The sequence below is a fragment of the Gammaproteobacteria bacterium genome, assembly GCA_011682695.1.
Taxonomy (GTDB): Bacteria; Actinomycetota; Acidimicrobiia; order Spongiisociales; family UBA4744; genus BMS3Bbin01.
Genome location: JAACED010000027.1, coordinates 1 through 20,137, shown reverse-complemented (window position 1 = coordinate 20,137; position 20,137 = coordinate 1). Strand labels below are relative to the sequence as shown.

Genomic DNA, 20,137 nt, shown 5'->3' with positions numbered 1-20,137 from the left:
GTTCGGGGATTCTAGAAGGGGAACGCCTGTCGGGCGACGTCGAGGAGCGGGCCGGGAACGATGCCGAATATCAGCGTGATGGCGACGGTGATGATCAGCACCCAGCGGGTTGGCCCGACGGCTTCAAAGCGTGCCGTGGCGGCACCGGGCGCTTCGGCAAGCGCAGGGGACTGCATGTACATCAGCACGATGACCCGCAGGTAGAAGAAGAAGCCGGCCACCGACGCGAGCACGGCGAGGATCACGAGCCACTCGTAACCTGCGCTCCATGCCGAAGTGAACGCTGCAAACTTCGCGATGAACCCGGAGGTGAGTGGCACACCCGACATGGCAATCATGAACAGCGCGAGTGAGCCCGCCAGCAGCGGCGAACGCTCCGCGAGCCCCGTGTAGTCGCTGAGCGGCGATGCGGCTCCGGTGGGCCCCGCCACGGCGGCTACCACGCCAAACGCACCCAGGAGTTGCACGGTGTACACCGCCAGGTAGAACCAGACCGCCGGCATCCCGACGCCGCCGGCCGTGAGGGCAGTCAGAATGAACCCGGCATGCGCGACCGACGAGTAGGCGAGCATCCGGCGAATGTCCGTCTGAGCGATCGCCAACAGCACCCCGACAACGATCGAGATCGCGGCGAGAAGGGCAAGGCCGGATGACCACTCGTCGATGAACTTCGGGAACGCGAAGATCAGGATCCTGGCAAGAGCGGCAAAAGCACCGATCTTGGCCGCAGCGACCATGAAACCGACGATCCCGGCCGGAGATCCCTGATACGCGTCCGGCGCCCACACGTGGAATGGCGCGGCGGATACCTTGAAGGCAACTCCGACGATCAGCAGGGCCATCCCGACTTGCACGACTCCCGGCCGAAGCAGGACGTGTGTCGAGAAGAACTGGCTGATGCCGAACACCGAGAGAGACCCCGTTCCTGCAAACACCAGCGCGGCCCCGTAGATGAACACCGCCGAAGCAAACGATCCGAGCAGGAAGTACTTGAGCGCCGCCTCGTCCGCCTGCAACGTCTTTCTCGTTATCCCCGCGAGCACGTAGAGCGACATCGATGCCACCTCGAGACCCACGAAGATCAGCACCAGGTTCGCCGCGGTCGCCATGATCATGAAACCGGTCGCGGCCATGAAGACGAGCACGATGCCTTCGGCGCCGCGCCGCCCCAGTTCCTTCACCATCCCCCAGCCGACGGCGAGGCCGAGCGCCGCGACACCGACGAGAAGGAAGCTGGCGAACGCCCCGAAGGTGTCGGTGACGAGCATCCCGGAGAACGACAGACTCGCCGCCTCGGATGCGGACGCCCACTGGAACCCGACGGCCACTCCCGCCAGGACCAGGGTTGCCGAGGCCAGCCATGCGTGCACTCTCGGGGTGGGCTTGCGGAAGACATCCACCATCAGCACGATGACTGCGCCCAGCGTGAGGATGATCTCGGGCCCGATGGCCAGGTAGGAGACGTTCACGTTATTCACCGCTCATCACCCCCAGCACGTCGGCCAGGTGGCCCGGAGCGGGAGCCTGGTAGCTGGTCACACTCTCGATCCGGGTCAGCACCGCTTCCGTGGACGGACCGATCTTGTCGAGTGCAACCTTCGGGTACAGGCCGATGACGAGCATCAGCGCGGCAAGCGTCGACAGGATCGCGATCTCCCTGAAGTTGAGATCGAGGAGTTTCTCATTCTCCGGTTTCGTCACCGGCCCGGTGAACACACGCTCGTATGCCCACAGCAGATAGACGGCGGCCAGGATGATGCCGGAAGCCGCGATGATCGCGTACCACTTCAACGTCAGGAAACTGCCCATGAGGATCAAGAACTCGCCGATGAACCCGTTCAAGCTCGGGAGACCGATCGAAGCGAACGACGTGAACAAGAAGAATCCGGCGAAGATCGGCATGATCTTTTGAAGACCTCCGAACTCCCCGATGTCCTTCGTATGACGCCGCTCATAGATCATGCCTACGAGCAGGAACAAGGCGCCGGTCGTAATGCCGTGGTTGAACATCTGAATCACGCCACCCTCGAGTCCTTGGGATGTCAGGGCGAAGATGCCGAGAACGATGAACCCGAGATGGCTGACCGATGAGTACGCGACGAGCTTCTTGAGGTTCGGTTGCACGATGGCGACCGCCGCCCCGTAGACGATACCGATGACGGCGAGTACCGCCAGCACCGGAACGAACTTCAGCGTCGCGTTGGGGAACAGCCCGAGGTTGAACCGCAGGAATCCGTAGGTGCCCATCTTCAGCAGCACTCCCGCAAGCATCACCGAACCCGCGGTCGGCGCCTCGACGTGCGCATCGGGTAGCCATGTGTGGAATGGGAACATCGGGACCTTGATGGCGAAGGCGAGCGCGAACGCCGCGAACAGCCACATCTCGGTTGAGGGCGGCATCTGAAGCATCTGCCAGCTCAGGTAGTCAAAGCTGATCTGCCCTGCGTGCTGGCTGCCATACATCAAGGCCATGGCGATGATGCCGGCCAGCATCAACGCCGAGCCAAACGCCGTGAAGATGAAGAACTTGACCGCGGCGTAGATCCGCCGTTCGGAGCCCCATACACCGATGATGAAGTACATCGGCACCAAGATGACCTCGAAGAACACGAAGAACATGAACATGTCCAAGCTGAGGAAGACGCCCATGAGGCCACCCTCGAGCAGCAGGTTGAACACAACGAACTGCTTCACCCTCTTGGAGATCGATGTCGACGCAGCGAGCGAGATCGGCATCAGGATCGCCGTGAGCACCACCATCAGCAGTGATATCCCGTCGACTCCCATGTGCCACGAGATCCCCCACGGCGCGTACCAAGTCAGATGTTCGACGAACTGGAAGCCGGCCTCACCGGTCTTGAAGATATAGAACAGGTACCCGGCGAGTGCCAGCGGAAGGACACTCAGCGCGAAGCCGACCGGAAGGAACAACTCCTTTCGACGCGACGGAAGTAGCGCGACCACGATCGCCGCCGCGAAGGGGAGGAGGATCAGTACGGTCAGGATGGGGAAGTCAGACTGCACCGCTACACCCCCCCTGTGCTCAGGAACCAAATCACGAAGCCGACCACGCCCGCGGCGATCGTCAGCGCGTAGTTACGTACATATCCACTCTGCAGAGGTCGCAGCGCGGCTCCGATCCGACGAACGACGTTGCCGATGCCGTTCACTGCACCGTCAATGAACTTCTGGTCCAGGACGAATGCCGACCAGGCAGAGGCGAGCTTGCCCGGGGCGACAACGAGCGTGCCGTACACGTCATCCATGTAGTAGGCGTTGCCCATGCGGCGCCACAAGGACGGGATGTTCGTCGTCCACGACTCTTCCGCCCCGTCTGGACGGGTGTAGAGACGCCACGCGATAGCCATTCCGCCCAACGCGACGACCACCGAGAGCGCTGCCAGGAGCCACAGCACCAGCCCTTCAGGTTCATGGGCCATGCTGATCCCTTCGAACGACGGTTCCAGGAAATGTTCCAGGCCGGCCCTGAACGGCGTGTTGATGAATCCTCCCACGGTGGCCAGGACGGCAAGGACCATCAGCGGGATCGTCATGACCTTGGGAGCTTCGTGCGGATGCACGCCTTCCTCCCACCTCGGTTCACCAAGGAAGGTCAACACGAACCACCGGGTCATGTAGAAGGCGGTGATTCCCGCCGTGACCAGGCCGATCGCCCACAGGACGACCCACCAGCCACCGCGGTTGAACGCCGTCCCCAGGATCTCGTCCTTCGACCAGAAGCCGGCGAACGGCGGGATACCGGAGATCGCCACCGTTGCGATCGCCATCGTGATCCCTGTGGTCTTCATCTTTGACCACAGGCCTCCCATCTTGAAGATGTTCTGCTCGTCGGACATTCCGTGGATCACGGCACCGGCACCGAGGAACAGCAACGCTTTGAAGAACGCATGTGTCATGAGGTGGAACACGCCGGCGACGTATGCGGCGGATCCGACACCAAGGAACATGTAGCCCAGCTGACTGATCGTCGAATAGGCGAGCACCCGTTTGATGTCGGTTTGTGCCATCGCGATCGTCGCGGCGAAGAACGCCGTCAGGGCGCCGATGGTCGCAACCACGATCGAAGCCGTATCGGACAACGCGTAGATCGCAGAAGTCCTGGCGATCATGAACACGCCTGCGGTAACCATCGTCGCTGCATGGATCAAGGCCGAGACCGGCGTGGGGCCCTCCATTGCGTCCGGCAGCCAGACGTACAGGGGGAGCTGCGCGGACTTGCCGACGGCGCCCACGAGGAGCAGCAGCCCAACGGCCGTGGCAACACCGGCGCCCAGCAGCTTTCCCGGATCGTCGAGCACGGTCGTGTACGAGAGCGTCCCGAACGTCGCAAAGATGACCATCAGACCGATGAGAAAGCCGAAGTCGCCGATCCGGTTGACGATGAACGCCTTCTTGCCGGCGGCGGCGGCACTCGGACGCACATACCAGAACGAGATCAGCAGATATGAGCACAAGCCGACCAGTTCCCATCCGACGAAGAGGATCGCGAAGTTGTTCGCCAGCACGAGGACGAGCATCGACGTTGCGAACAGGTTCAGATAGACGAAGAAGCGGGAGAAACGCTCGTCCCCGTGCATGTACGCGATGGCGTACACATGGATGACGGCGCCGACACCGGCCACGACGAGCACCATGAGTGCCGCGAGTGGGTCCCACAGCAGCTCGGCGGTGGCACCGAGAGCGGGAATCCAGTCGAACAGGTGCACCACGTGAGCCTCTGCCCCACCCTGGAAGAGGGGTATCGCGGCGATCAGGCCGATCAGGAACGACCCTCCGATCATGCTCGAAGCGATCCAGCCGGCGAGCGGTTCACCGATCCTGCGGCCGAAGAAGTGCAGGAACACGGTCCCGAGCGCCGGCAGCAGGATGATCAGCCAGATGTTGCGAATGAAGAACTCGGCCATCCTCATCCCCTCAGCTCATGGAGATCGTCGACGGACGCGGTCTTCCGATTTCGGAATACGGCGACGATGATCGCCAATCCGACCACGACTTCTGCGGCGGCAACGACGAGAACGAAGAACACGGCAAGTTGTCCGTTGAGATCCCGCAACTGACGGCCGGCCGCAATGAACGTCAGGTTGACGGCGTTGAGCATCAACTCGATGCACATGAACATCACGATCGCGTTTCGGCGAACCAGGAGCCCGAGCGCGCCGATCACGAACAGGGCTGCAGCGAGCGTCATGTACCAGCCCGCAGTGACGATCATGGCCGCTCCTTCTTCCGGGATGGGAAGTAGGCCAGGGCGATCGCTCCCACTGCCGCAACGATCAGCAACAGCGAAGTCGCCTCGAACGGCAGCACCCATCCACCGAACAGGCCGGCACCGATCGCTTCTGCGGTCCCGATGGGAGCCTCCCCGGGCTTGGGAATCCCGGTGACCCACGACCAGTTGTTTCCGGCGACCACCGCAATAACGACGCCGAGCAACGCCAGACCGAGCAGGAACACGAGCAGTCGCTGCGTGGGAAGCTGCTCGGTGAGGTCTTCGGAACGGTCGATGCCGATGAGCATGATGACGAACAGGAACAGCGTCATGACCGCACCGGCATAGACCATCACCTGAACGGCGGCGACGAAGTGGGCAAGGTGCACGACGTAGAGGACGGCGAGCGACAGCAGCGTGAGGATCAAGCCCATCGCAGACTTGACTGGATTCTTCGCGAACACCACCGACAGCGCACCGACCAAGGCGAGGGCGCCGAACAGGAAGAACAGAATCAGCTCGGTCATGTCTGCTCCCCCGCCCGATTGCCCCTTCTCGGGTTCGCGAGCCTTGCCGGCTCTGGGCGTCCAGGCGACGACGCCCTCGTACGCCACCCTTCCCGCCGGAGCCGTCGCCCGCATCCACCCGTCACCTTCGGCGAGCTCGTCGTAGTTGGCGAGGGGATCATCGTCGAACATGTGATTCGGTGAACCGTCCTCGTTGACGAGGAGTTCCTTCTTGGTGTAGATCGCGTCCTGACGCTCCGTCACCGACATCTCGAACAAGTGGGTCATCGTGATGGCTTCGGTCGGACACGCCTCGACGCAGAGCCCGCAGAAGATGCAACGCAACATGTTGATGTCGTAGACGAACCCGTAACGCTCCCCCGGACCGACCGGAGCGTCCGGGGAATTCTCGGAACCTCGCACGTAGATGCAATGCGCGGGACATGCGCCTGCGCACAGTTCACACCCGATGCACTTCTCGATCCCGTCGGGATAGCGGTTCAACTGGTGTCTGCCGTGGAATCGCTGCGGCTTGGTCCGGAACTCCTTCGGGTACTGCTCGGTTACGAGACCGTCCTTGAACACGGTCCTCGCTCCGATCCCGAGGGTGACCTTGAGGCCCTTGACGAACTCAGAGATCATGCCCATGGCAATCCAAACTGTCGGATTCCGACGACGATGGTGACGAACACGAGCCAGGCGAGCGCGGCGGGTATCAATCCCTTCCATCCGAGAGCCATCAGTCGGTCGTAGCGGATCCGGGGCAACGTGGCGCGAATCCACATGAACAGGAACAGGACGACGAGTGTCTTGATAAAGAAGTAGGCGATGGGAAGCAGTGCCGAGATCCACACAGGAATGCTCCCGTCGAAGGTCGGGCCGTTCCACCCGCCCAGGAAGAGGGTCGTCGTGATCGCCGACATGTTGAACATGTTGATGTACTCGGCGAGGAAGAAGAACGCGAATCGAATGCTCGAATACTCGGTATGGAATCCACCGACGAGTTCCTGCTCAGCCTCCACCATGTCGAACGGCGCCCTGTTGGTCTCGGCGACACCGGCGATGAAGAAGATCGCGAATGAGATGAACATCGGGATGATGTTCCACCTCGGAATGACCATCAGAATCGGCCAGCCGAACAGGTCGGCGAACGAGCCGGACTGTGCTGCAACGATCTTCTGGATGGAGAGACTGCCCGAATAGAACACGACCGGAACGAGTGCGAGTCCCATCGCGGCCTCGTACGAGATCGCCTGTGCGGTGGCCCGCACACTACCGAGCAACGGATATTTCGACCCGGAAGACCACCCTGCGAGCACGATCGCGTAGACGGCGACCGACGAGAACGCGAGGATGTACAGAAGGCCGATGTTCAGATCGGTTCCCTGGAGGCTGATCGTCCGCTCTACGCCGCCGAGTGTCATCGTGAACGGCCGTCCGATCGGGATCACCAAGAAGTTGAGGAAGGCGGGCACCAACGCGAGCACCGGAGCGAGGATGTAGAGGCCAAACTCGGCTTTGCGCGGAGTGATCGGTTCCTTGAAGAATAACTTCAACCCGTCGGCGAGCGTCTGCAGCATCCCCCACGGGCCGGCACGGTTCGGTCCGATCCGGTTCTGCATGTCGGCAACGACCTTGCGCTCGATCCAGACGAGCAGCAGGACGACCACCATCAAGAGACCGAAGATCACCAGGACCTTGACTGCGGCAATGGCCACATCCCACCAGTCCATCAGGCACTCACCTCCTTGCGGACCGTGACGGCGAGTTGCCCGCCGAGGGACGGCATCCCCGGTTGATTGAACGGAACGTAGACGACTCCTTCGACGAGCGAGGCGTCGAGCACCGCGGGCATCACCGCCGTGGCCGAAGGGGTCTGCACCGAGACCCTGTCTCCTGAAACGATCCCAAGCGATGCCGCGTCGAGCGGATGCAGGTGAGCAGACGCTCCCGACGCGAGGTGGTGCAGTGACGGTGACCGGCGCATCTCGGCACCGTCGTCGTACAGTGTTCTGGCGAGGTGCAGGACCAGAGGAGCGGCCACCGACTCGAGAGCATGGTCCACCGGCGCGTACTGCAAGGGCTGATCTGCATCGGCGCCGGGGATGACGACACCGTCACCGAAGGCAAGTGCACTCCACGTGACGCCGGCGTACGCGGGCGCCACCTCGGCGATCTCCGCAGCGATCGTCTTCGGACTGTCGAAACCCATCGGTGCGTCGAGCCGGCGTGCAATGTCTTCGAGGATCGACCAGTCCGGCTGCGTCTGGCCTGGGCCGACAATGACGCGGGTGACCTTCTGCACCCTTCCCTCGAGGTTGGTCGCCGTGCCTTCCTTCTCAGCGAACGCTTCCGCAGGCAGTACGACGTCGGCACGTGCCGACGAGTCCGTGAGGAACAGGTCCAGAGCGACGACGAATTCGGCCTTGTCGAGAGCTTCGGCTGCGAGAGCGCCGTCGGGGACGTCGCGCACAGGGTCGGCTCCCACCATCACCAGCGCTTTTAGATCGCCGGACGCCAGCCCCTCGAGGATCCCTCGAGCATCGCGTCCCTCGTGATCGGGGACCGCTCCGAAATCCGATTCGAAAGACGCCACCTGGTCCGTATCGTCGAGCGATACCCTCCCCGGCAGCAGCCCGGGTGCGAGTCCCATGTCAAGCGCCCCGTAGACATTCGATCGCCGGACGAGTGGCATGATCTTGGCGTCGGGCAGTGTCAGCGCGAACGCTGCGACCGACTCGGCGAGTCGCGGATCCTCGGTGAGGCCCGTCCGACCGATGATCGCGACCACAGGACCTTCGCCGAGCACGGCGCGCGCCGCGGCGTACTCTCCTTCGCCTGCAGCGAGGGCACGCAGCACTTCAGGTCCTTGGCCGGGGCGGTACGTGATCTTGTGCTTCGTCCGATCGTCGAGACCTGTTCTCCGCGGATGTACGACGACGAGTTGCGCGCCGTGTTTCTGCGCTGCCTGCCGCACCCGTAGATACAACGTGCCGGCTTCTTCTTTGAGGTCCGGTGCCCACACGAGGATGGCGTTTGCCGCATCGAGATCGGAGATCTGTGCCCTGCGAACCGGCGCAGCGAGGAGTCGCGGATCGAGTCCGTCGTCCATCTGGGCATCCACATGGTTCGACCCGACGACGGTCCGCATGAACTTGGAGAACGCGTAGGCGTCCTCGTTCGTGCCGCGTGCCCCGCCAAGGCCTGCAACCGCGGCCCCTCCCTCTGCGTCGATGATGTCTTTGAGACGTGCTGCGGTCACATCGAGGGCCTCTGTCCACGAGGCCTCACGGTAGCTGCCGTCTTCGTTTCGGATGAGCGGCACTTCGAGCCGCTCATCCGAGCCGATGAACTCGAAGCCGAACCTGCACTTGTCGCTCAACCAACCCTGGTTCGTGGCATCGTTGTCGACACCGTTGAACCGCAGAACCCTGTTCCGGCTCACGTCGATCTCGATGCGATCGCCGCCGGTGCAGTGATGGCACGTCGACTCGGCCTTCTGCAGGTCCCATGGCCGTGCCCTGAATCGGTAGGGCACCGCGGTGAGCGCGCCGACAGGGCAGATCTGAACCGTGTTGCCGGAGAAGTAGGAGGAGAACGGCTCGTTCGGGAACGTGGCGATGTGGGTGTTGTTCCCTCTGGCCGTGAACTCCAGGAGCGGATCGCCGGCAACCTCGTCTGCAAACCGCACACACCGCGAACACAGGATGCAACGTTCACGATCCAACAGCACGAGATCCGAGACCGGTATGGGCTTTTCGAAGTGGCGTTTCTCCTCGACGAAACGGCTCTCTCCTGGTCCGTACCCGAGTGTCTGATCCTGCAGCGGGCACTCGCCGCCCTTGTCGCACACCGGGCAGTCGAGGGGATGGTTGATGAGAAGGAACTCGATCACACCCTCTTGTGCCTTCTTGACCACAGGCGTGGTCGTGTGGATCACCTGTCCGTCCGAGGCAGGCAGCATGCACGATGGCGTCAGTACCTTTCCCCGTGGGGTCTCCAACTCGACCAGGCACATCCTGCACACGCCCACAGGATCGAGCCGCGGATGGTGGCAGAAGTGGGGAATGTAGATGCCGCTCTCACGCGCTGCGTCGATGACCGGTTGGCCTTTCGGGACTTCCAGCTCCCGACCGTCGACGATGACCTTCACAAGATCAGTCAACAGGGCACCCCCCGCCTTGGATGTGCGCCATCACTTCGTCCTTGAAGTAACGCATGATCGACGTGATCGGCGAGACCGAGGACGGTCCCAACGGGCAGATGGTGGTCATCTTCGGAGGCCATGCGAGGCCCGGGCTGATGTTGTCGGCGATATCCAGAAGGAGATCCGCATCAACCTCCCGGCCGGATCCCTCTTCAATGCGGCTCAGGACCTGTCTCTCCCATGTCGTTCCCTCCCGGCAAGGAGTGCACTGACCGCACGACTCGTGGGCAAAGAAGCGAAGGATTCGCTCGGCGGCACGGACCACACACGTCGTGTCGTCCATGACGATGACCGCTCCCGATCCCAGCATCGATCCGGCCTTGTCGCACACATCTTTGGTGATCTCATCATCGAGATGCTCCGACGGTACGAACCAGGGTGCGCTGGCACCGCCGGGGATCCAGGTCTTGAGCTCGTTCCCGGCTCGAATTCCTCCGGCGACGTCGAAGATGAGCTCTCGCCATGTGATGCCGTGCGGAAGTTCGTAGTTGCCGGGTCGGTTCACATGGCCGGACACCGAGAACAGGAATGTGCCCGTGTCGACGTCATGGCCGAGGGCCCGATAGGCGTCCGCGCCGTGCTCGAGGATGTAGGGCAAGTTGGAGACCGTCTCCACGTTGTTGACGATCGTCGGCATCATGTAGAGGCCCTTGGCGGCCGGGAAGTAGGGCGGCTTGATGCGGGGTTCGCCGCGCTGACCTTCGAGGCTGTTGATGAGAGCGGTCTCTTCACCGCAGATGTAGGCACCGCCTCCGAGATGGACGGTCACCTCCAGTTCGTAGTCGGTACCGAAGATCCCCTTGCCGAGGTAGCCCTTGGCATACGCCTCGGCGAGCGCACGTTGGACCCGGCGCGCCGGCAGCGGGTATTCGCCTCGGATGTAGATGAACGCCTCGTGGACCTCGTTGGCGACCGCCGTGATGATGATGCCCTCGATCATCTGATGGGGGTCCCGTTCGAGAAGTTGGCGGTCCTTGAAGGTCCCTGGCTCTGACTCATCACCGTTGACGACCACGTAGGCAGGACGAGCCGGAGCGAGGAAACTCCATTTCAGACCTGCGGAGAATCCTGCGCCACCGCGTCCGATCAGCCCCGAGGATTTCACCAGTTCGACGAGTTCGTCCCTGGTCATGCCAATCGCCTTGCGTGCTCCGGCGTAGCCGCCGGTCGCCTCGTAGGTCTCCATGGTGTGACTGTCGGATGGATGTTCGATCATCCGTCTCATCAGCACCAGCGGATAGGCGCTCATGAAGTGCCTCCCGCCGTCCCGTATGGATCGAACGCGGGGAAGGGACCGACGGCACCCTGCGGCTCGGCAATTGCCGGATCGAACGAACGTGCGCCACCGAAGCGCTCCTGGAGTTCGGCCGCCGTGACTGTTGTCGGCTTGGTCTCACGAAGCCACCGAATCATTGCCGCGACGGCTTCGGACCTGACCCCTTCGACCAGTTCGTAGTTGACCTGGACGGCCGGCGCTCCACCACAGGCTCCGATGCACTCGACGTGTTCAACGGTGACGACTCCGTCTGCGGCGGTTTCACCTGCCGGTACTCCGGCTTCCTCTTCGGCCGAAGCCATGACGTCGTCGGCGCCGTTGAGCATGCAGGCGATCGACGTGCAGACCGACACGAGATACTCGCCCTGCGGAACGAGCTTGAACATCCCGTAGAAGCTCGCAACCGACTCCACCTGCACCGGAGTCAACCCTGTCAACTCTGCGACCTGGCGCATGCCGTCTTCGGTCAGGTAACCGTCTTCGCGCATGGCGATGTACAACAGGGGCATGAGGGCGGATCGCCTCTGCGGGTACCGGTCGATGAGGGACTGGGCCCGGGCGAGGGTCTCGGCGCTCCAGCTCATGATCCGATTCCTGTCAATGCTGGCGTCGAATACCGACGCTGATAGTGACGAGAATCCGGCGTCAGGATTCCAGTCAATACCGGCGTCGAATACCGACGCTCGCATTGACAGGAAAACTGCATGTTCATCGGTCCACGTCTCCGATCACCGGGTCGAGCGACGAGATGGTCGCAACCGTGTCTGCGATGAGCGAATCGGACATGGCGATGGGCAGTACCTGGAGGTTGCAGAACGATGGCGTCCGCATGTGCATCCGCAACGGATGTGTGCCTCCGTCGGACACCAGGTATGCGCCCAGTTCGCCCCTCGGGGACTCGATCGCCACGTACGCTTCACCTTCGGGCACCTTGAACCCCGCTGTGAAGATCTTGAAGTGATGGATCAGCGCTTCCATCGATTGGTCGATGCGCGCACGAGGCGGTGGAGTCACCTTGCGGTCCTCCGTGCGGTAGTCACCCTTCGGCATCGACTCTGCGACCTGGCGCACGATGTCCAACGACTGAGTGATCTCCTGCACCCGCATGCGGTACCGGTCGTACACATCGCCGTTCTCCCCGACCGGTACCTCGAAGTCGTACTGCTCGACTCCGCTGTAGGGCTGGGATTTGCGCAGATCCCATCCGACCCCGGTGGCCCGCAGATTCGGGCCGGTCGTCCCGTACGCCAGGGCCTCCTCGGGCGTAATGATCCCGACGCCGATCGTGCGTTCCTCCCAGATCGGGTTGTGCTTGAGCAGGTCCTCATAGTCTGCAACGCCGACGAGCACCGTCTCGATGATGTCTTCGATGTCGGCTTCCCAGTCGTCCGGAAGGTCCGCAGCGACCCCGCCCGGGCGGATGTAGTTGTGGTTCATCCGCAGCCCTGTCGTCTTCTCGAAGAAAGCGAGGATGGCTTCGCGGTCGCGGAAGCCGTACAACATCATGGACAAGGCGCCGATATCCATACCGGCGGTCGCCAGGAACACCTGATGGCTGGCAATCCGGTTCAGTTCGGTCATGAGGATCCGAATTGCCTGAGCGCGCGGCGGAATCTCGACCCCCAGAAGTTGCTCGACTGCAAGCGAGAACGCAAGCTCGTTGTGTAGCGGCGACAGGTAGTCCATCCTGGTCACGTTCGTCGGGCCTTGGAGGAAGCTGAGCTGTTCGCCGGTTTTCTCCATACCGGTGTGGAGATACCCGATGATCGGTTTGCTCCGACGGATGATCTCGCCTTCCAGTTCGATCTGAAGGCGCAACACTCCGTGGGTGGAAGGGTGCTGCGGACCCATGTTGATGATCATCAGCTCGTCATCGGGAACCTCTTCCTCCACGATGAAGTCGTCATCGACTCGAATGCCCTCCTGTTCGACAAGGCGGCTTTCGGTCTCCTCGACGAACATCTTCTGGGTGCCTTCGTCGGTCGAACTCTTCACCCACTCGGGTTCTTCCGTCCCGGAGATCCAGATCTCGTGCAGCTTGTGCTCGTCGCTCATGATGCCTCCGGCGACGACTTGAACTGGACGGGCACGGACCCGACCCCATAGTCCTTCCGAAGCGGATAGCCCTCCCACTCGTCAGGGAGCAGAATCCGCGTGAGGTCGGGATGGTCCTCGAACGTCAGCCCGAACATGTCGTAGGCCTCCCGCTCATAGAAGTTGGCGCCCGGGTACACCGGTACCAGCGAATCGACGATCGTGTCGTCCTCCGGCACCTGTGTCCGCAGCCGGACACGAAGGTTGTGCTGAAGTGAAAGCAGGCAGGCGACGAGTTCGAAGCGAACAGGCCGCTTGCCGAGGTAATCCACAACAGTCTCATCGACCAGCATCTCGAACCCGGCATCTCGTGCCGCTTGCGCGACCTCGCGCCATCGGTTCTTGGGCACCATGAGTACGTCTTGACCGCTCGACAGCATCCATTCGACGTCATCGAACAGTTCGACGATCCCCCCGATGACAGGGTCCGCTGCGGCCATTTGCGTGGTCTCGTCGGCCATCAGTGAGCAATCTCTCCGGAGACGATCTTTGCCTGGAGGGTGAGGATGCCGTGCATCAGCGACTGCGGTCCCGGTGGGCATCCGGGAACGTAGATGTCGACCGGCACGATCTCGTCGACGCCCTGCACGAGGGCGTAGTTGTTGAACATGCCTCCCGACGACGCGCACGCACCCATGGAGATGACCCACTTCGGTTCAGGCATCTGGTCGTACACCTGTCGCAACACGGGTGCCATCTTCTGCGATACGCGACCGGCGACGATCATCAGGTCGGCCTGGCGGGGCGATGCACGAAATACCTCCATGCCAAAACGAGCAAGGTCGTAGTGTGGAGCACCCGTGGCCATCATCTCGATCGCACAGCATGCGAGCCCGAACGTGACCGGCCACATCGACCGAGTTTGCGCCCAATGAGCCAGTTTCTCGACCGTCGAGGTCAGGATGCCGGGCGCACCACCGGTTGCGGCCATTATGCGGCCTCTTGTTCGCGGACATAGCGGGAACGGCGCTTGACGTTCCAGTCGAGCGCTCCGCGCTTCCACACATACCCGAGCGTTTCGATGACGAACAGCGTGAAGATGCCCACCGCAGCGATGCCATACCAGCCCAGTTCATGAAACTGGACCGCCCACGCGAACAGGAAGATTATTTCGATGTCGAAGATCACGAACAGCATCGCGACGAGGTAGAACTTGACGGGGAATCGCTGAGGAGGCTCATTCTCAGGAACGATGCCGCACTCATACGGCGCCAGTTTCTCCGGTGACGGCTTCTTCGGAGCGATGAGCCAAGAGAGTCCGATACTGCCGAATCCGAAGGCCACTACCAGCACAAACATGATGGCGACTGGCAGGTAGTCGGCAAGATTCACGGACAAACCCCTCCTTCGGTCTCCGCAAGATTAGAAGTGGCGAAGGACCTGGACAAAACGTAGCGCCGTCTCCGCGGAGAAGCCGTCATATTTCTCGATCGTCACCCAACGCGAACGCCACCGCCGCCTTTGCGTGCAGGGTCGTCGTGTCGAACACCGGAACCGGGCAGTCTCCTGTACCGATCAGCATGCCGATCTCGGTGCAGCCGAGTATCAGCCCCTGGGCACCGTCCGAGATGAGTCCGTCGACGACCCTCAGATACTGGGCTCTCGAATCGTCGTTCGTCACTCCGAGACAAAGTTCGCCGAAGATCACGTCGTTGATCAGCCCTCGATCCTCCGGCCCTGGGATAGCGACGACGATCCCGTAGTTGTCCTCGAGCCACCCCCGGTAGAAGTCCTGCTCCATCGTGTACCCGGTGCCGAGCAGGCCAACCGTTCGAAGTCCGGTTGCGACGACCGCCCTGCCGGTCGCGTCTGCGATGTGAAACAGTGGGATGGAGACGGCTCCGGCAACCGCAGCAGCGACCTTGTGCATCGTGTTGGTAGCCAGGATCAACACCTCAGCACCCGCCGCCTCGGTCCGACGCGCAGCTTCCGCAAGTGCGGTTCCGGCCGCCTCCCAGTCCCCCCACTGTTGCATCTGCTCGATCCGAGCGAAATCGACGGACACGAGCACGAGGTCGGCGGAATGGAGTCCGCCGAGCCTGCGCGCCACCTCCTCATTGATGAGCCGGTAGTAGTCCTGAGTGGATTGCCAACTCATCCCCCCGATGATGCCGATGGTCTTGATGCTCGCTCCTTCGTCGCTCGCACTACCCGGTGCCTCGTACCCGGTACGTCCGCGTACGCTAGTGGCATGGACACCATCGACTACGACCCACAGACGGCGCTAATCGTCGTCGATGTACAGAACGACTTCGCAGACGCAAATGGCAGTCTCTCCGTCCCGGATGCAGCGAGCATCATCCCGGTGATCAACACCGAGATCGCCGAGGCAAGACGTGCAGGGGCGACCGTCGTCTACACGCGGGACTGGCATCCTGCATCGACGCCTCACTTCGCCAAGGACGGGGGTATCTGGCCGGTTCACTGTGTTGCCGGCACCTGGGGCGCCGAGTTCCACCCCGACCTCGTCGTCGAAGGACCGGAGATTCGCAAAGGCAGCAACGGTGAGGACGGCTACTCGGGATTCACGATGCGGGACCCGGACACAGGGACAGAGATTCCGACCGAACTCGATTCCCTACTGAGGGACCGGAACGTCGTACGACTCGTCGTCGTCGGGCTCGCAACCGACTACTGCGTCAAGTCCACCGCGTTGGACGGGTTGCGACTCGGGTACGGCGTGACCGTTCCCCGCAGAGCGGTCCGAGCAGTAGACCTGCAAGAGGGAGATGGGGAACAGGCGCTCGACGCGATCGAGATGGCAGGCGGAACCGTCCAGTGATCAGCGGCTGGATTCAAAGCGTCACCGGGCACACCGTCAGCGGACTTCGGCTGATGCCCGGCGCCACGTCGTCATCGGTGTATGCCGTCACGTTCGAAGATGCTTCTCCCGTCGTCCTCCGCCTGTTCACGAACGAGCGTTGGCTCGCGAATGAGCCGGATCTGGCCACCCATGAAGCAGCTGCGCTGGCAGAAATGGAGCAGATTGACCTGCCCACACCCCAGGTCATTGCGCTCGATGCCGATGGCTCGCAGACTGGCGTCCCTGCCGTGCTGATGACCCTGCTGCCGGGAACCGTCGATTTGCGGCCCGACAATCCCGACACGTGGCTCGCAGCGCTCGCCGAACCGTTGAACATCCTCCACGCGAGCCTGACACCCGCCTTCGCCTGGAAGTACGACCCTTGGATCGAGCGCGACCTCCAGCCGCCGGAGTGGACGGAACACCGCGATCTCTGGACGCGCGCGTTCGCACTCTTTGTCGAAGGCATGCCGCGCGCGCGGGCAAGTTTGCTGCACCGCGACTACCACCCGACGAATGTGCTCTGGACCGACGGCGCCATCAGTGGCATCGTCGACTGGGTGAACACGTGTGTCGGGCCTCCGAGCGCGGATGTCGCCCATTGTCGGCTGAACCTTGCGCTCATGTACGGGTACGAGACCGCGGAACGATTCCTCGAGTGCATCGACGATGCCTACGACCCGATCTGGGACTTGGCCCCGGCCCTCTCGGCGATCAAAGACTTCGGTGTCTACACACCGTGGACCGACTTCGGACTGCAGCATCTGTCGGAACCACTCGTCCGCGAACGGCTCGAAGGCTTCGTCGGCAAATCCCTGGCAACACAAGGCGCATGAGAGAGTCCGAGTTCACGCTCTCGGCGCGAGACGTACCATGCGCTCCAGTGCCGAGTAGGCGACCTCGCCGATGCCCCTCTCCTCGGGGTCGAGCAGGTTGGCCATCACTTTCAACACCCACTCCATCAGCGGCTTCGACCGCAGGCCGGTGTGGGTCAGTGCCCACATGACACGTGGCTTGCCGATCGCCCTGACGAACAGCCTCGCCATCCGATAGTAGAGACCGTACGTGTCCTGGAGTTCACTTGGGTAACGCTGAAGCAACGAGAGGTCATCGGCGTCCAGAGCCTCCAGAATATGGCGAGCAGCGACACGGCCCGTCTCATAGGCGTACGCGATCCCTTCACCATTCCACGCATTGATCATTCCCGCCGCGTCGCCTGCCACCAGCCAATTGGCGCCGGCCAGGGGCCCTACCGAGAGTCCCATCGTCAGTTTCCCACCCATCGGCTTGGACAGCGCGCCGTCCTCTGTGAGCTCCCAATACCGAGGCGCAACCCGAACGTACGTGTCCATCATCTTGGACGTGTTGACGTGTTTCCAACGGGAGAACGTCGACAGTAGGCCAACTCCGACGTTCACGGTCCCGTCACCGAGGGGGAACACCCACCCGTAGCCGGGCATCTGCGCACCGGTCTCATCCCGGATGTCGAGCTGGCTCTCCATGAACCCGTCGTCGGAACGCGGACTCGAGTAATAGCCTCGAAGAGCCATCCCCATCGGATAGTCCCTGCGGCGCGACGTACCCAGCGCTCGTCCAAAGCGAGACAGCGACCCGTCTGCGACCACGACGGCTTTCGGATGGAGCACTTCGACCCCCGAGTCCGAGGGGAAGGAGACACCGCTGAGCCGCCCTTGATCGAAGATCGGAGTCGCTTCCCTCCGTTCGAGCACGGTTGCGCCCTGTGCTCTCACGAGTTCGGCAACTTGCGCGTCGAGGTCGAACCGACGAATCACGCCTCCCCACTTGGGGAAGATCGGATGGTCCGGCCACTCCATTTCGAGCCTTAGGTCATTGCCCGCGTACGACCGCAGCCCTGACACTCGGTGGAACTGGGGTACCGAGAAATCGAAGCCCATCTCCTGGAGCTGGAACACCGATCGCGGTGTGAGTCCGTCCCCGCAGGTCTTCTCCCGCGGGTATGCCTTCTTCTCGAGGAGCGTCACCGATCTGCCGGCTCGGGCCAGCCAGTAGGCGGCAGCAGAGCCTGCAGGACCTCCGCCCACGACGACGACATCGGGATGTTGCATCATTCGACCGACCAGCCTACCGGGGCTGAGCGCTCAGAAGTCAGGGAACGATCGGGAGACCCGCCTGTCCCCAGGCCGCAATCCCCCCACCGATGTCCTCCACTTGAGTGAAGCCGAGTTCGCGCATGATTGTCAACGCCTGGCCGCTCCTGTTCCCGGATCGACAGTAGATAACGTAGTGATCGTTCTTGTCCAACTGGGACAGCTTGTCGCGGAAGTCCGGTGCCGAGAAGTCGATGTTGCGGGCCCCTGCGAGTTTGCCCGCCCTGTATTCCTCCGGTGTCCGAACGTCGAGCAAGACGAAATCGGCGTCACCGAGATCAGCCTGAATCTCCTGGTGCGCCTCCGCCGGGGTGATCGTCTTGATCTCCTGGGTGAGGGTCGCTGTGCCGCCGCATGCTCCGGCCAAGAGCCCGAAGATGACTGTCATGATGAGTAGCTTGCGCATGGTGTCCTCCAAAAGCGGGATGATACCCCCCAGGGGTAATAACTCTGCCCTGATGGCCCCCTCCTGCTGCATCGGTGCCAACTGTTGTGGTCCGCCGATTTCGACCGATCGCCACGCGGGAATATCGTTGCCTTGGTGTCGAACCTTCCACAGCCAACCATCCATCGTCTTCCCCGCTATCTGTTCTGGCTCGAACAGCTGCGGTCGAGGATGGAGACCATCTCATCCTCGGAGCTGGCTCGATTGGCCGACGAGACCGCGGCCACCGTCCGGCGGGACCTCTCATGCCTCGGCTCTCACGGTATACGAGGCGTTGGATACGACATCGAACGCCTCGCAACCGAGATTCGCAACCAGCTCGGCCTCTCCCGGTCCTGGGATGTTGTGATCGTCGGCGCTGGGCACCTCGGTACGGCGCTTGCGCACTACGAGGGGTTTGAAGGGGAAGGACTTCGAGTGATCGGAATCTACGACTCCGCTCCGGCCAAAATCGGCACCCGTGTCGAAGCGTTGACGGTCAAACATCCCGATCAGATGGCAGAAGACCTCGCCGAGTCGGACAGGGCTTTCGGCATCATCACCGTCCCGCCGGATGCAGCGCAGGACGCCGCCGATCTCTTGATCGATGCCGGAGTCACCGGGATCCTGTCGTTTGCGCCGACGCTGCTGACGATCCCTCGCCATGTGTTCGTACGGCACGTGGACCTCGCCACCGAACTCCACGTGCTCGGCTACTACGCGGCCGCACGTCGACATTCGGCCTGAGCCGGTCAGCGTTTCGAGCGCTCGCTCACAATCGCCACTACGCCTGCAAGGGCCAATCCTGCGACGACCAGCAGGGAGATCACGATGATGTCGATTCCGCTCATCAGCCGGCAATCCACGGGTAACCGAATCCGGAAGTTCTCGCGATGAACCCGAGGATCGTCAAGACGACCAGAGCGAGCACGAAGATCCCGAACACCAAGAGCCCGACTCTTCGGTCTTCACGGTTCGTCGTACGATCGATGAACGGTACGGCGAGCAACCCGACGAGGATGAGCAACGGGATGTAGAAGCCCGCCACTTGTGGATGCAGCCATGCCAGCAGCTGCTCCATCCACAACAGATACCACGGGGCCTTGGATGGGTCGACCACGCCGCTCGCGGGTTCGAACAGGGGTGCCGGCGCGGCAAGAGCCAGCAACACGAGAAACGCCGCCGAGATGATGGCCGTGAGGAACTCGATCTTGAAGAGAGCAGGCCAAGGGTCGACTTCGTCTGACTGGATGTCTTCGACTGCGACAGGAGCGGCAACCGGAGTCGCTTCCGGCGCCGGTACAGACACCTCCGCCTCCGGTGCAACGGCAGCAGGGGCAGGAGCCGCAGAAGCAGACGCAGCAGGGGCAGGAGCAGCCGCAGGGGCCAAACCACCCAACATCTCGGCCAACACCTGCTCCAACGGAACACCAAGCGCCTTCGCCTTCGCCTCGGCAGAACGACGCAA

At 62.4% G+C, this 20,137-nt stretch carries 20 protein-coding genes; 3 read left to right on the top strand and 17 right to left on the bottom strand.

Annotation, left to right across the window (positions count from 1 at the left end; all coding sequences use genetic code 11):
* Positions 1–11 precede the first annotated feature (11 nt).
* The 14 genes from nuoN to GWP04_06935 form a co-directional block, all read right to left on the bottom strand.
* The gene (gene nuoN / locus GWP04_07000) at positions 12–1,478 is read right to left on the bottom strand and encodes an NADH-quinone oxidoreductase subunit NuoN (GenBank protein ID NIA25302.1); all 1,467 of its coding nucleotides are present in this window, start codon (positions 1,476–1,478) and stop codon (positions 12–14) included.
* Positions 1,471–3,024 carry an NADH-quinone oxidoreductase subunit M gene (locus GWP04_06995; GenBank protein ID NIA25301.1) on the bottom strand — a complete coding sequence of 518 codons (1,554 nt, stop codon included), beginning with the start codon at positions 3,022–3,024 and terminating at the stop codon, positions 1,471–1,473. The genes nuoN and GWP04_06995 overlap by 8 nt, the downstream gene beginning before the upstream one ends.
* Before the next feature lie 2 nt (positions 3,025–3,026).
* Positions 3,027–4,925 (bottom strand): NADH-quinone oxidoreductase subunit L, encoded by a 1,899-nt coding sequence (gene nuoL / locus GWP04_06990; GenBank protein ID NIA25300.1) that lies wholly within the window; start codon positions 4,923–4,925, stop codon positions 3,027–3,029.
* A 2-nt stretch (positions 4,926–4,927) separates the two neighbouring features.
* Positions 4,928–5,233, bottom strand: a complete 306-nt coding sequence (nuoK, locus tag GWP04_06985) for an NADH-quinone oxidoreductase subunit NuoK (GenBank protein NIA25299.1) — start codon at positions 5,231–5,233, stop codon at positions 4,928–4,930.
* Positions 5,230–6,384, bottom strand: coding sequence for an NADH-quinone oxidoreductase subunit NuoI (gene nuoI / locus GWP04_06980; protein NIA25298.1), 1,155 nt, complete (start codon positions 6,382–6,384; stop codon positions 5,230–5,232). The genes nuoK and nuoI overlap by 4 nt, the downstream gene beginning before the upstream one ends.
* Entirely contained in the window at positions 6,375–7,469 is a 1,095-nt protein-coding gene (nuoH, locus tag GWP04_06975) for an NADH-quinone oxidoreductase subunit NuoH (protein NIA25297.1), read from the bottom strand. Before nuoH ends, nuoI begins: the two co-directional genes overlap by 10 nt.
* Positions 7,469–9,901 (bottom strand): NADH-quinone oxidoreductase subunit NuoG, encoded by a 2,433-nt coding sequence (nuoG, locus tag GWP04_06970; GenBank protein NIA25296.1) that lies wholly within the window; start codon positions 9,899–9,901, stop codon positions 7,469–7,471. The genes nuoH and nuoG overlap by 1 nt, the downstream gene beginning before the upstream one ends.
* Entirely contained in the window at positions 9,894–11,192 is a 1,299-nt protein-coding gene (nuoF, locus tag GWP04_06965) for an NADH-quinone oxidoreductase subunit NuoF (GenBank protein ID NIA25295.1), read from the bottom strand. The genes nuoG and nuoF overlap by 8 nt, the downstream gene beginning before the upstream one ends.
* Positions 11,189–11,803: an NAD(P)H-dependent oxidoreductase subunit E gene (locus GWP04_06960; GenBank protein NIA25294.1), complete on the bottom strand. Its 615-nt coding sequence runs from the start codon at positions 11,801–11,803 to the stop codon at positions 11,189–11,191. Before GWP04_06960 ends, nuoF begins: the two co-directional genes overlap by 4 nt.
* A gap of 124 nt (positions 11,804–11,927) precedes the next feature.
* The gene (locus tag GWP04_06955; GenBank protein ID NIA25293.1) at positions 11,928–13,181 is read right to left on the bottom strand and encodes an NADH-quinone oxidoreductase subunit D; all 1,254 of its coding nucleotides are present in this window, start codon (positions 13,179–13,181) and stop codon (positions 11,928–11,930) included.
* 89 nt (positions 13,182–13,270) lie between these two features.
* Positions 13,271–13,666 (bottom strand): NADH-quinone oxidoreductase subunit C, encoded by a 396-nt coding sequence (locus GWP04_06950; GenBank protein NIA25292.1) that lies wholly within the window; start codon positions 13,664–13,666, stop codon positions 13,271–13,273.
* 107 nt (positions 13,667–13,773) lie between these two features.
* On the bottom strand, positions 13,774–14,244 hold the full coding sequence (locus GWP04_06945; protein NIA25291.1) for an NADH-quinone oxidoreductase subunit B: 471 nt from the start codon (positions 14,242–14,244) through the stop codon (positions 13,774–13,776).
* Complete coding sequence (gene ndhC, locus GWP04_06940; GenBank protein ID NIA25290.1) at positions 14,244–14,612, bottom strand: NAD(P)H-quinone oxidoreductase subunit 3; 369 nt, start codon at positions 14,610–14,612, stop codon at positions 14,244–14,246. The genes GWP04_06945 and ndhC overlap by 1 nt, the downstream gene beginning before the upstream one ends.
* A 118-nt stretch (positions 14,613–14,730) precedes the next feature.
* Positions 14,731–15,438 carry an amino acid racemase gene (locus GWP04_06935; GenBank protein ID NIA25289.1) on the bottom strand — a complete coding sequence of 236 codons (708 nt, stop codon included), beginning with the start codon at positions 15,436–15,438 and terminating at the stop codon, positions 14,731–14,733.
* Between the two features lie 66 nt (positions 15,439–15,504).
* Here GWP04_06935 and GWP04_06930 point away from each other — a divergent pair, with 66 nt between their 5' ends.
* A complete protein-coding gene (locus GWP04_06930; GenBank protein NIA25288.1) occupies positions 15,505–16,095 on the top strand; it encodes an isochorismatase family protein in 591 nt (196 codons plus the stop codon).
* Complete coding sequence (locus GWP04_06925; protein NIA25287.1) at positions 16,092–16,952, top strand: phosphotransferase; 861 nt, start codon at positions 16,092–16,094, stop codon at positions 16,950–16,952. The genes GWP04_06930 and GWP04_06925 overlap by 4 nt, the downstream gene beginning before the upstream one ends.
* Positions 16,953–16,964: 12 nt before the next feature.
* On the opposite strand, the gene GWP04_06920 is transcribed toward GWP04_06925, so the two are convergent.
* Together GWP04_06920 and GWP04_06915 are read right to left on the bottom strand one after the other, a co-directional pair.
* Positions 16,965–18,206 carry a geranylgeranyl reductase family protein gene (locus GWP04_06920; protein ID NIA25286.1) on the bottom strand — a complete coding sequence of 414 codons (1,242 nt, stop codon included), beginning with the start codon at positions 18,204–18,206 and terminating at the stop codon, positions 16,965–16,967.
* 37 nt (positions 18,207–18,243) lie between these two features.
* A complete protein-coding gene (locus GWP04_06915; GenBank protein NIA25285.1) occupies positions 18,244–18,651 on the bottom strand; it encodes a rhodanese-like domain-containing protein in 408 nt (135 codons plus the stop codon).
* Positions 18,652–18,786: 135 nt separating this feature from the next.
* Between GWP04_06915 and GWP04_06910 the strand changes: the two genes are divergently transcribed.
* Positions 18,787–19,416: a redox-sensing transcriptional repressor Rex gene (locus GWP04_06910; GenBank protein ID NIA25284.1), complete on the top strand. Its 630-nt coding sequence runs from the start codon at positions 18,787–18,789 to the stop codon at positions 19,414–19,416.
* Positions 19,417–19,519: 103 nt separating this feature from the next.
* Here GWP04_06910 and GWP04_06905 read toward each other — a convergent pair.
* Positions 19,520–20,137 (bottom strand): hypothetical protein (locus GWP04_06905; GenBank protein NIA25283.1); only part of this gene is annotated, 618 nt, incomplete at its 5' end.

Excerpts from the sequence above, each read along its gene's own strand:
- nuoL (NIA25300.1), bottom strand. The coding sequence starts at position 4,925 with ATGGCCGAGTTCTTCATTCGCAACATCTGGCTGATCATCCTGCTGCCG.
- nuoK (NIA25299.1), bottom strand. The coding sequence starts at position 5,233 with ATGATCGTCACTGCGGGCTGGTACATGACGCTCGCTGCAGCCCTGTTC.
- nuoI (NIA25298.1), bottom strand. The coding sequence starts at position 6,384 with ATGGGCATGATCTCTGAGTTCGTCAAGGGCCTCAAGGTCACCCTCGGG.
- nuoH (NIA25297.1), bottom strand. The coding sequence starts at position 7,469 with ATGGACTGGTGGGATGTGGCCATTGCCGCAGTCAAGGTCCTGGTGATC.
- nuoF (NIA25295.1), bottom strand. The coding sequence starts at position 11,192 with ATGAGCGCCTATCCGCTGGTGCTGATGAGACGGATGATCGAACATCCA.
- GWP04_06960 (NIA25294.1), bottom strand. The coding sequence starts at position 11,803 with ATGAGCTGGAGCGCCGAGACCCTCGCCCGGGCCCAGTCCCTCATCGAC.
- GWP04_06955 (NIA25293.1), bottom strand. The coding sequence starts at position 13,181 with ATGTTCGTCGAGGAGACCGAAAGCCGCCTTGTCGAACAGGAGGGCATT.
- GWP04_06950 (NIA25292.1), bottom strand. The coding sequence starts at position 13,666 with ATGGTGCCCAAGAACCGATGGCGCGAGGTCGCGCAAGCGGCACGAGAT.
- GWP04_06945 (NIA25291.1), bottom strand. The coding sequence starts at position 14,244 with ATGGCCGCAACCGGTGGTGCGCCCGGCATCCTGACCTCGACGGTCGAG.
- ndhC (NIA25290.1), bottom strand. The coding sequence starts at position 14,612 with ATGTTTGTGCTGGTAGTGGCCTTCGGATTCGGCAGTATCGGACTCTCT.
- GWP04_06930 (NIA25288.1), top strand. The coding sequence starts at position 15,505 with ATGGACACCATCGACTACGACCCACAGACGGCGCTAATCGTCGTCGAT.
- GWP04_06920 (NIA25286.1), bottom strand. The coding sequence starts at position 18,206 with ATGATGCAACATCCCGATGTCGTCGTCGTGGGCGGAGGTCCTGCAGGC.
- GWP04_06915 (NIA25285.1), bottom strand. The coding sequence starts at position 18,651 with ATGCGCAAGCTACTCATCATGACAGTCATCTTCGGGCTCTTGGCCGGA.